Raw genomic sequence first — 10497 nt, 5'->3', positions numbered from 1 at the left:
CTTTAACGATTTCCCGCCCTGGACTTGGGCGACGTGGTGTTACCCGGCAGTTCATGGGCGAGTTAGCACCATGGAAGACGCGCGCGACAAGGTGCGCGATGAGGTCTTGAAGGTCATGCAGAAGGAAAAGGGCTAGGCCACCATATTCTTCAAATGCACCCGGTTTATTCTGCATTGTATGATGCCGTTGTAGTAGTCGTCACGTAGCAGCGCGTCACGCAATATTATCTCTTTTGTCTCAATATAGTGAAGTTCTCCTTTGCTGAAACAAATATGCAGTATCTCTCGGGTGAAGGCGTCTGCCCCTTCTTGTGCTAATCGTGCAGCCACATTGGCCGAGCTACCGAAATAGGTAAGCCAGTCACTCTCAACTATCTTAGTGCGCTTACGAGACTTGCCCTTCAATGGTGGCAATTTTCTTTTAGAATAAAATCGCTTCTGCCCGATGTATTTCTTACCGTTGCCATCAGTAATAATATATACGAATCCTTCTGCCCCTTCTGGGATGTCCGCGCTAGTAAATTCCTTTCCTTGATATATCCACATAAAATAACCTCTCTTGATGAGGCTATTTAGTGAATTCACCCATTTTCGTGAAAAACGGCACTTTCCCTTGGGTATACCCTTAATCGAAAAAATAGGTGCTCCCAATGGTCGAATTAAGGGCCTAAATGGGGTGTTGAGGCACGTTTCAAGGGGGTCCAATGGGGGTGTTTTTGCTTAAAGTCGAAAAATCGGGGTCTAAAATAGACCAATAAATATCCTCACAATAACAAGAGGATATTTTTTATCATGTATAAATTAGGAACAAGGTCACGAAACAATCTCATTGGAGTAGCACCAGACCTTCAACGAGTAGTCGAACTGGCAATCACCATAACTGACCAAGATTTCACAGTCGTTGAAGGGGTGAGGTCATTGGATAGACAGAAGCGGCTGTATGCGTCTGGTGCCAGCACTACAATGAACAGCCGTCATCTAACCGGACATGCAGTGGACATGATACCCTACCCCTTTCATGGCGATTTTGATGGTGACGGGGTACCAAATATTGAGGACTGGGACCAATATTACCCGATAGCAACAGCTATGAAGACCGCTGCTCTACAGCTTGGTATAGAAATTGAATGGGGTGGTGATTGGAAAAGTTTCAAAGATGGACCACATTGGCAACTACCTTGGTGATATGAATAAAGGGGCACAGTTATTACACTATGCCCCTTCTTGTTCCACAATCGTTGCCAGTAGGCACCCACTCGAAATGAGCTTGTTGCAGTTAATTTTTCAACGCTTCTGACAATGCCCCTTCAACATCATCATCACCAGTCTGGCAGTTACTCTGAAACTCTGAGTACACCTCGTTCGCTTGCTTCTCAAACATACCAGCAACGAAAAGCGGTCCCATTGCAGCAAACGGATTGTCCTTCATCTCCGGGTCTGTAGCCAAAGACGCCACAAAGGCACTTACAACGCGTTGATATTGCTCAGGGTGCTTTTCTTTGAGGAAGTAGAGACCTAAGCCGTTGGCACGTTCATTCTCTGACCACAACGTAACCTCGCTGGTTACGTCAGCATTTATTTGCTTGACCAAAGCCCCCACCTCTTCATGCATCACAACATCAGAAGCAGTCTTAAAGTGTGCCTGCACGGCCCTGCCTTCTTCACAGTCCAGTACTTTTTTAGGCGCTGGCGTCACAGCCTCTTCCTGCGGTTTAGGAGTGCAATGTTCGCTCGGATAATTGTAGAACCCGTTATTTTCCCGCAAGTTATATTCGATCCCGTAGGCGATACGTTTGCGACGGAAACTTTCACGGATCAGTTCCAACTTATTTGGCTGCTCAGCAATGCCCCGCTTGCAGACATCCTTGACCGCGTTCGCTCCTATCATATCGTTCAAGGTGTGCGCGTCTTCGATGCTGCTACGAACACAGTATGCTGCTGCATCTGTTCGCTCGTTAACCTCCCTGCATCCGTCAATAAGCGCTGATGCGGCAGTACCATATGCGGAACCCGCTTCTTGCAAGTACAGGTTAGATAAGAACTCGATCTTTAGGCAGGTGCTCTGGTAAGTACTTGAAGAACACCGATCAATCATTTCTTGAGTGTACACAGGCTTCTGTTCTGCGCTCGCTGGTGCAGCTAGCACAAGAGCCGTGGAAACCAATAATTTCTTCATGTTATGTTCCCTTAAGTAAATCAAATCTGTGGCCCTATCGGCGCGTCAAGAAGCTACTATGGCGATGCTCACGCTCGTGTAAACCACCTCTGACAATGCGGCTGGCGCGGAACGGAATGGTATGGCCCGCAAGCGGTTTACGCACCAATTGTACACAATTGCATACATTGCGGAACGGTATGTCCCTGTGGGATTCAGAATAAAGGTTCATTGTAACTGGTGAAGCCACAAGTGCTATTTCTTGAATAACAGTTCGTTTACTGGTGATTTCATTCTGAATAACAGTTCAGGTCACTGGTGAAGTAACAATAATACCCACCAGTGATTTCACTGATGGGTTCAATAATGTCTATCCTGTTACAAGACACACTTAGGGCCAATGGAGGAATAGAAACTGCATAAAGTTCATTAGTAGCTTTAATGTTAATAGATGTAAAACCCTTCGGGTTTGCTTCGCTTACAAGTATTTCAATTAACTGGCACTTTAGTAAAAGATCAAATAAGCGCTTTAGCATTCGAGCGGAGCGAGAATTACATAAAGCTCATTAGTAACAATAAGTCTAGATGTAATTCCCTCACCAGCCGTGGCTGGCTCGTGAATGCTAAAGCATATTTGTTGATTTTCTTTTGTTACTTTATAATAATTCAATCTTGTTTACTGGATATCAATTCCAGAGGTTCAAGGCAACAAAGATACAACAAGAAACGAGAAAAAATCCCGTAAAAGCTAAGCTTCTACAAGGTTGCATCAAGAGATAAGAAGGTCACTAAGCGACCCTTTCTCTAATGAAGTGATAGCCTGACGTTTTAGCGCCCTCTTGTCACTTCTGTCGCCTAACGTTTTAGCGCCATTCGACAAATGTATTTATACATCATCGTAGCTTCCACCACAAGATAAATCGCAAATTTCCGTATTATTTTCATTAAACCAGTTAAATTGAAATAATTATACCGTCAGCTTTTTTCTATTGCCCCACTACATAACATCAGATAAAATTGCCCTGTAGGCGTTATGAAGATTCCTAATGTTCTACTTGGATATTATCACAATAATTCATATTAAAATTCAGGGTTAGCTCCCCTGTTTTGTGATGTTTGTTACTAAATATCCGTGAAGAAAGACTCTTAGTGTTAGCGCACTTTCGGTTGAATATTTTTGGTTTAGGCGTGGGGAGACCGGCCAGTTTCCTCACCGCCGCTTAAGACCAACACTGAGAATATTTCTTACATGACCAACAAATATGACCTTAACGAAAGCGATCAACATTAACCACTAAGAGAATAACAGAATTTCCCTATCCTCTTAGTTTAGCACTAACGAGGATTTTTATGTCTAACGGACAGATTGAATATAAACTCATAAAATATACAAAAATTACTGATGGCAAGGTTTTGACTGGCCTTTTCATCATGGCACCCGGACTACTCTTTCCCAGCTATGGACGTGAGAAATTTTACGAGTGCCAAGCAGAGACACTGTTACGAACCACCAACAAGCAAGAAGTTGTTGATGCATGGAAAGCGTTTCATACAGTCCTTTCACTTGAAGAATATATGGAAATCAAAACCGCTCACCTTGGCAGCACCCGAGGTAGTGAGGCTGTTAGCTCTGACTACCTTAACATCAAAGCGAAGTTCGCCAGCGGTCACTTTATCCACAACCCAATCACTAAGCGAGTTGAGAAGTCCGTTTCCGTCTTCATCAGTGATAAGGCGGTGCAAGCTCTACGCTCTCTGCAAGCAATGGAAGATGATGTTAACATTAAGCATCGCATTACCAACATGGCAATGGAATATCTCATTGGCTACAGCCCTAACGACGCCATTAGAGCGCAACAAGACTATTTTGACATTTTGCACACTGCAATCAATTCGAGCGGCAAAACTATATACAGCTTTGAGCAAATGTATGACGTTGTTGATAAGGTGTGGAGCCGTATGAGTAAGAAACACCGAAACGCTTGGCGCTATAGCCGTTATCTGAACAAGTCCACATACATCAGTCTACTAAACTCGCATATCGAGAGAATGGCTAACGAACACTTCGAGATAAAACATGAAACAACGCCACGAGTTCATATTGAGATGGCGTGCATGCCCACAGGATTCTACACCAAGAAATTTTAAAGTCAGTCAATAGGCCGAGCAGAAAGAACAAAACCCGCCAAACCCCATTAATTAAAGAACATTATTCTGCATTATCTCCCCACTACACCACATCAGCAATAATAAAAACATATAAATAAATGCATGGAAAGGAGATAAGACAGGATAATACAAAATGGATTTAAACGAGATATTACCGAAACACCAAGCAGTGGCTGAAAAGAACGGCCACAAAATTGTTTCGGGCAATCATGTGATCAAAACACGCGATGACCGCACTGATAAGAACGGCCAACCTCTAAAGCACCGAGATTTTCGCTACACGTTCGAATGTGAGCATGGGCACCAATTCGAGCGCTTCATGGGGCGGTATAGGATCGCGCCACCTTGCCCGGTCTGCAAGAAGAACAAGACCGCTGATTATTACGCAGCAGCGGCCTTAGAGCGCGGATTTGAGTATGTCACGCACTACACCGACAACAGCGGCCCAAACAGCCAAGCCCACGTTGATTGTCGCTGTTTGGAGTGTGGAGAGGTCAGCACCTTTGGAGCAAGCAACCTGACACGCTCATCGGTGCGCTGCCGTCACTGTGAAGCTGGTGGACGCAGGAACCGCGAAGAGGCGTCATGCACGTATATTGTGAAAGTGACCATGGCAGACGGCCAGCAATGGGTCAAAGCAGGCTCATCGCGTCTGTTGCAGTATCGCTTACAGAACATCGCGTCGAAGAACCGCGCGGCAGTTGAGCTTGTTCGTTACACCGTCCACCCAGATCGGCCTGCTGCATACAAGGCAGAACAATTTTTTAAAGAACAATTTGCCGCCTATCGCATCGATTTTGATGACGCTGTTGACATGGGCATCAGCGACGGCACCAAAGAAGCATTTCAGATAGAACTTTTGGAGGGACTACAATGATAGCACTACTACCCGCCATCATCGCAGCAGGCGCTTATCTCATCTGGCAGAGCAACCGCAGTAGCAATGACCGCCACTTGATCGAACAGGCAAGGGGCCATGTGGATCAACTGAGACAGACTATGGCCAATTATTAGCAAAAAGCCCCCCACTATCACAGTGAGGGGCCTTCCACATCCACCATGGTCGATGGAGGTTAGTCTTTTTTGATTAAGAAATCATCCTTGTCGCCACCGTTCTCGATGTGATCTTTCACCCATTCAGGATAACGCCCGCGACCAGACCAAGTTTCAGCCGGATTCTCAGGATGCGCATATCGTGCGGGTGCTTTGGTCTTCGCCGATTTGCCACCTTTGCCGCCCAGCAGTTCGAGCGCGGAGCTACCAAGCTGCTGCGCTTTGTGATCGAGCAAAAGAAGCTCTTCTTGAACCGACTTCAGTTCCTCGGCTTTCTTGCTTTTCATCACCTCTTCAATGTCAGCCTGAAATTTAAGCAGTTCGTCCATCGACATTTGTGATAGGTCGGTCATTCTTTAGTCCTTTTTTAATCATAGTAGTATAAACACGTAATTACTGACAAAATCAACTGTCACTGAGGTCCCTGAACCGCCCTCATTATACTCGTTACACGACTGAACCGTCACCGTCATTGGTGGCGGTTCTTTTGTTTTTTCGGGCAAGCAACGCGATTTTATAAATAGATGCACAACAAGAACAAAGGAGACATCACATGACAAGACACCCACTACACCCGCTCAACGAGTATGAAACTGAACAAGCGAACATGATTGAAGCAGCCCGCCACCGCAGCGCCGCTTTTAGGAAGAAGTGTGAAGCCGCCGGGGTGGATTATGACGAACTGTTGAACCGCATTGAGGAAGACGATTTTGAACTTCCACATCTATAAGATCGTCACCGCCAAGCGCACCATTATATCGAAGAAATCGGTTGAGGCCGACGATGTGCGCGTAACCACCTTGGCCAGCTTCAAAACTGAGACTTTGCGCGATTGGGTCTATGACCGCCTGCAAACGTTCATGGAAGCCAGCCCAGACTATCAAGATAGAAAATTTGTAAAATAGAGAAAGGATATATGAGAGAAGATAGAAAACGAAACATAGCCACGTTGGCAATCGAACTACTTAATTTTCATTTTGAGCAACAAGCGGGCGAACCGATGTGGCAGTTTTCGCAAGAGGTGGAAGATGTTATTACACGATGTGAGCGCATTCACCCAGACATAGTGGCATTTGTTCATGAGGAAATATGATGAAAAGAACTATTAAAGACGAACAAGAGATTTTGAAGATGATATTTTTGAGAGTTTGGCAGTCAGCTAATAAAATCAATGAATGCACAAAAATTATGGAAGAGCATAAAAGTGAAAAAATAGAATTTCAGGGATTGGTCTATGAATGCTGTTTGGCTTGTTTGGAACAGTGGAATGACACCGATCTACTAACCGATTTTAATTTAAACATTCGAGACCCAGAACTAGGATAACAAAAGGCCACCCGCTTAAAGGTGGCCTTTTCTTTATTTACTCTCAAACTTTTCAATCAATGCCAAATCACTTTTACTAACATCCAACAATGAATATTCAGCACCTACTCGCCGCCGCACACCATTTTTAAAATGAACTAGAAAATGACGATCATGTTTATCACGCAGCCGCTTGCCGTGCGGCTTGGACAAGTAACCTTCAATGTCATTTTGTGATATTATACCCTTACCAGCCAGTTCAGCACGCAGGCTATCTGGTATCTCTTCCCATGGCTCGAAATAGGTGCCGTTGTTCACACTTATGCTATCGATGTTGCGGCGTAATATACTGTGCATGGCAAACCGCACTTCACGCAGTTTATCTTTATCGCCACTCAAAAGTTGTTCGTAACTCTCCAAAAATTCACTTTGGTCAGCTTCAACGTTTGATGTCGATAATTTAGTCAACTCGGCATCAATAGTCTCGACAGCTTCTTTTGCTGCAACTATTTCGTTTTCAAGTTCTACACTCTTTTTGATCAGGCTTTCTTTCAACATTTCAGGCAGATTTGCGTCTGTGAACTGTTCAACCAAAGCAAGGTACTTTTGCTCCGCTTGTGCGATCTTATCCAGTTCAACCGCCTTCCTACCTCTTAGCTCAACCATCTGAGTGTCAGCCGTTTTTCCTGAAAACACTTCTGCAAAGCTGACATCTTTAACAAAATTAATGAACTGGCTTTCAAACTCATCGTAGCGCCAAGCTGGGCAGTTGCACCCGTTGCCCTTCAAGCTGTTCGAACAGCGAAGGAACCGATATCCGCGCGGTTCTTTCCCTTTATTGCGGTGAAGCATACCGCCACCACAATTTCCGCATTCAGCGATGCCACTGAATAGATTAGCGAAATGCTCTCCCTTTCGCCCTGCTGCCCCGGTCTTTCTTTCCCTCAACTCAGCTTGGACCAAAGAGAAGTCCTCAGTGCTAATAATAGTTGGATAGTATCCATCTACCACCTCGCCAGTTGGGACTCTTTTACCATCTATCTTCTCGGTCAAGGTCAACTTACCAAGGACCGCAGGGTTTTTAAGAATGCGGATAACGTATGCATCGTTCCAACTACTTCCATTCGCCATAGTGGGATATTTTTCAATATTCTCGTTCAGGAAACGAGTGATAGAGTATGCTCCCATGCCATTTATTGATAGGTCGAATATTTTTTGGATCGTTTGACCGTGTGGCTGTTTGACGAGGAAACCACTTCTATCTTCATTCAATTCCAACCACGCTGGCGCGTTTTTCGTCAAAATCTTCGCGCTCTCCGCAGCCGCCGCTCTCTTCTGTTGCCAAGCTGCCTTGCCTCGCTGACTCTTGGTAGCACTTTCATCGTGACTACGCAGCATCACACCAAGGCTCATAAAAAGCTGCCCGATGTTCTGGTTCATGCTGTCTTCGGAGTAAACCTGACCATCCACCAGCGTCACGATGTGGATACCGCGCTTAACGATGTCGCGGAATTGGTCGAACGCATCCATAACTTTTTCGCGGGACAGGCGATCAAGAGACTCCACGATCAAAATAGAGCCTCGCGCTACTGCCCCACTGTCAACCGCCGCAAGGAACCGTGCAAACCCGCCCCTCTTGGCATGAGTGCCAGTAAATGCAGACAAGCCTTCGTCCGCAATTGTCTCTGCAAGCTCGTAACCGTTATCTTCGGCCCACTTTGCAGAGGCTTCCATCTGCCTCTTTATCCCCCCGCCTTGCTTCTGGCGGTCACTTGAAATTCGTAGATATGAGTAGGCTTTGATTGTCATCCGTAGAACCTTCCATAAGTTGGTGTTCTAATCAATACCATGATCTGGATAGTGCCATGGCCTGTTCTGTGATGACCCGTGTGCCGAAAGGGTCCGTCTACACAACGCTTGAATTCAAGATCAATATCTTACGCTCCATCCCACTTGGCATGACCATTGATTGCTGGGGCGAAATCGATCACGTCGGGCGCTCGACGGGTGTTGCTCATGGCGAAATCCGTGGGGTCGAGGATGGCAAACTCTATGCGACGGGGTCGACCACCTGTATCGTGATGAAAGTTGCCCCGTGATCTAACGGGCCAATCCACCTCTCAGGGATCGTCCGCTGATTGGGCCAAGATCCAGTCGGAAATCATATCCAACGCCCCCGGTGCAAAGGCGTGCCGCCCCTCAAAGAAAAAGCGCAGCTTTGCATGCCACGGCCATTCATCGACCAGTTGGTAGTTATAGGGGCCCGCCCGAAGTAACCCATGAGTGGCCTCCGGCCAAAGCTGGATTTGAGTGCCAGCAGCTCGATCTGCTAATAGATCTCGGTAAGCCGCAGCATCTGCCTGCGCATCGACATTCAGATCTTTCGCCCCCCAAATCGCCAAGACAGGCAAGGTTTGCGCTGCAAGATCAGCACTGGCATCAACCGTGCGATTGATACGGATGAAGCGCCAGCGCGCCGGTGTCATATCCTCTGGCAAATCCGCAGGTGGGCGATCGGCGGAGAATAATATCTCATCCTGTTTTGCCGCGTCACGCAGTCTCTGCTCGATCTCTTCTGTGCCGCGCCCTTCTCGCACTAGCCGCGTCCGGGTATAATAGGCACCCTGCGCTTGCCACGAAACTGCTGGCCCAACCAGCACAAGGAAATCTGCGACTTCGGGCTCCAGTTGTGGCAACACCCAGCCTGCTTGCGAAAACCCCATTGCCCCAACCCGTATGTTTTCAAATCGTAAATCCAGCTCTGCCAGCGCCACGCGGGTTTCCATTGCACGGTCCGCCATCGACTGCATCAACCAATCCCCTGCAGACGCACCTATGCCCGGCTTATCCCACGCCGCGACCGCAATTCCGCGATCCAGCAAAGTGTTGATCAAGGGCGCATACCCCCCGTTTGAGGTGCGATCCTGCGGCCCGTCCCCGTGAACCAGCACAATCGCCGCACGCGGTGCATCATCGGGTAGCCAGAGCGTGCCTGAAACCTCGCCTTCAAGCGTGCGAAATTGAAATGCAGCACTGTTACGCCACCCCAGATCATGATCCACTAAACGCCAGAACACGAGTGCTGCCAGCAAACAGGCAACAACGCCTGCGCCGATGAAAATGCGTCTCTTCAATTGAATACCGCCTTATGAAAATCCATATCTCTTTGGATTTAGGGAGGCATCATGACAATCTCAAACGGCGAGTCCGCAAAATATGTCATTGAATCGGGCCTGCGACCGGAGCATCGCGCCCAAGCCGCGCGCGGATATTGGCAGGCGTTTTCACGCAAATTGCGCTACCCGCTTGGACCAGAACAGAAGGCCATCGCCTTTGTTGAGCGTGTTCTGCAGCCCGATCACGCAATCAGCGCCGTCTCTGCATCTGGTGACTTTCTCGGTGCGGCCGGCTTCAAAACCCCCAATGGCAGCTTTATCGGAGGCGAATTCGATGATCTGCATCAAGTCTATGGCCTGTTTGGAGCGGCCTGGCGTGGCCTGTTGGTCAGCACTCTGGAGCGCGCGTGCGAGAACGGAACCCTCTTGATGGATGGGATTTTTGTTGAACCTCAGGCGCGCGGCTTGGGTGTGGGCACGGCGCTCTTGCACGCGATCATGGGTCATGCCGCGCATTCTCAGCTACAACGGGTCCGACTGGATGTCATCGACACCAATCCGCGGGCGCGTGCACTCTATGAGCGAGAGGGTTTTGTGGTCCAAGACGTGAAAAAACTCGGGCTGGCCGCGCCAATTTTTGGCTTTTCTACGGCGACCGAAATGGTCAAGCAGGTCTGAATTTCGAACCCGCGCCAATCG

12 protein-coding genes and 1 pseudogene are annotated in these 10497 nt (G+C 47.5%); 8 read left to right on the top strand and 5 right to left on the bottom strand.

Translation table 11 applies throughout. The annotated features are described in order from the left end of the window. Window positions 1-132: 132 nt before the first annotated feature. On the bottom strand, window positions 133-546 hold the full coding sequence (locus tag K529_RS21475; protein ID WP_005613701.1) for a hypothetical protein: 414 nt from the start codon (window positions 544-546) through the stop codon (window positions 133-135). Between the two features lie 246 nt (window positions 547-792). On the opposite strand from K529_RS21475, the gene K529_RS23355 reads away from it, so the two are divergent. Next, window positions 793-1185, top strand: a complete 393-nt coding sequence (locus tag K529_RS23355) for a M15 family metallopeptidase (protein ID WP_005613700.1) — start codon at window positions 793-795, stop codon at window positions 1183-1185. 91 nt (window positions 1186-1276) lie between these two features. Here K529_RS23355 and K529_RS21470 read toward each other — a convergent pair whose 3' ends face one another. Continuing rightward, window positions 1277-2176 carry a hypothetical protein gene (locus K529_RS21470; protein ID WP_005613699.1) on the bottom strand — a complete coding sequence of 300 codons (900 nt, stop codon included), beginning with the start codon at window positions 2174-2176 and terminating at the stop codon, window positions 1277-1279. Between the two features lie 1329 nt (window positions 2177-3505). Between K529_RS21470 and K529_RS21465 the strand changes: the two genes are divergently transcribed. Then, window positions 3506-4303: a hypothetical protein gene (locus tag K529_RS21465; protein ID WP_005613698.1), complete on the top strand. Its 798-nt coding sequence runs from the start codon at window positions 3506-3508 to the stop codon at window positions 4301-4303. A 154-nt stretch (window positions 4304-4457) separates the two neighbouring features. Next, on the top strand, window positions 4458-5201 hold the full coding sequence (locus K529_RS21460; RefSeq protein WP_005613697.1) for a hypothetical protein: 744 nt from the start codon (window positions 4458-4460) through the stop codon (window positions 5199-5201). A 196-nt stretch (window positions 5202-5397) separates the two neighbouring features. Here the strand turns inward: K529_RS21460 and K529_RS21455 are convergent, their stop codons facing one another. Beyond that, window positions 5398-5730 carry an H-NS histone family protein gene (locus tag K529_RS21455; protein WP_005613696.1) on the bottom strand — a complete coding sequence of 111 codons (333 nt, stop codon included), beginning with the start codon at window positions 5728-5730 and terminating at the stop codon, window positions 5398-5400. A gap of 200 nt (window positions 5731-5930) precedes the next feature. On the opposite strand from K529_RS21455, the gene K529_RS23585 reads away from it, so the two are divergent. From K529_RS23585 to K529_RS21445, 3 genes are all read left to right on the top strand, one after another. Continuing rightward, window positions 5931-6107, top strand: coding sequence for a hypothetical protein (locus tag K529_RS23585; protein ID WP_157859746.1), 177 nt, complete (start codon window positions 5931-5933; stop codon window positions 6105-6107). Continuing rightward, entirely contained in the window at window positions 6088-6282 is a 195-nt protein-coding gene (locus K529_RS21450; protein ID WP_005613695.1) for a hypothetical protein, read from the top strand. The genes K529_RS23585 and K529_RS21450 overlap by 20 nt, the downstream gene beginning before the upstream one ends. A gap of 184 nt (window positions 6283-6466) precedes the next feature. Then, window positions 6467-6703, top strand: a complete 237-nt coding sequence (locus K529_RS21445; protein ID WP_065328018.1) for a hypothetical protein — start codon at window positions 6467-6469, stop codon at window positions 6701-6703. Window positions 6704-6736: 33 nt separating this feature from the next. On the opposite strand, the gene K529_RS21440 is transcribed toward K529_RS21445, so the two are convergent. Beyond that, the gene (locus K529_RS21440) at window positions 6737-8491 is read right to left on the bottom strand and encodes a recombinase family protein (protein ID WP_005613693.1); all 1755 of its coding nucleotides are present in this window, start codon (window positions 8489-8491) and stop codon (window positions 6737-6739) included. A gap of 44 nt (window positions 8492-8535) precedes the next feature. On the opposite strand from K529_RS21440, the pseudogene K529_RS21435 reads away from it, so the two are divergent. Then, window positions 8536-8781 (top strand): annotated as a pseudogene (locus K529_RS21435) (PaaI family thioesterase); the annotation flags it as partial. Window positions 8782-8802: 21 nt separating this feature from the next. On the opposite strand, the gene K529_RS21430 reads toward K529_RS21435, so the two are convergent. After that, window positions 8803-9816 (bottom strand): alpha/beta hydrolase, encoded by a 1014-nt coding sequence (locus K529_RS21430; protein ID WP_005613691.1) that lies wholly within the window; start codon window positions 9814-9816, stop codon window positions 8803-8805. A gap of 51 nt (window positions 9817-9867) precedes the next feature. On the opposite strand from K529_RS21430, the gene K529_RS21425 reads away from it, so the two are divergent. After that, entirely contained in the window at window positions 9868-10476 is a 609-nt protein-coding gene (locus tag K529_RS21425) for a GNAT family N-acetyltransferase (RefSeq protein ID WP_005613690.1), read from the top strand. The last annotated feature ends 21 nt before the right edge of the window (window positions 10477-10497 follow it).

The sequence above is a fragment of the Tritonibacter mobilis F1926 genome (assembly GCF_000376545.2).
Taxonomy (GTDB): domain Bacteria; phylum Pseudomonadota; class Alphaproteobacteria; order Rhodobacterales; family Rhodobacteraceae; genus Epibacterium; species Epibacterium mobile.
This window is presented reverse-complemented; position numbering and strand designations above follow the sequence as displayed.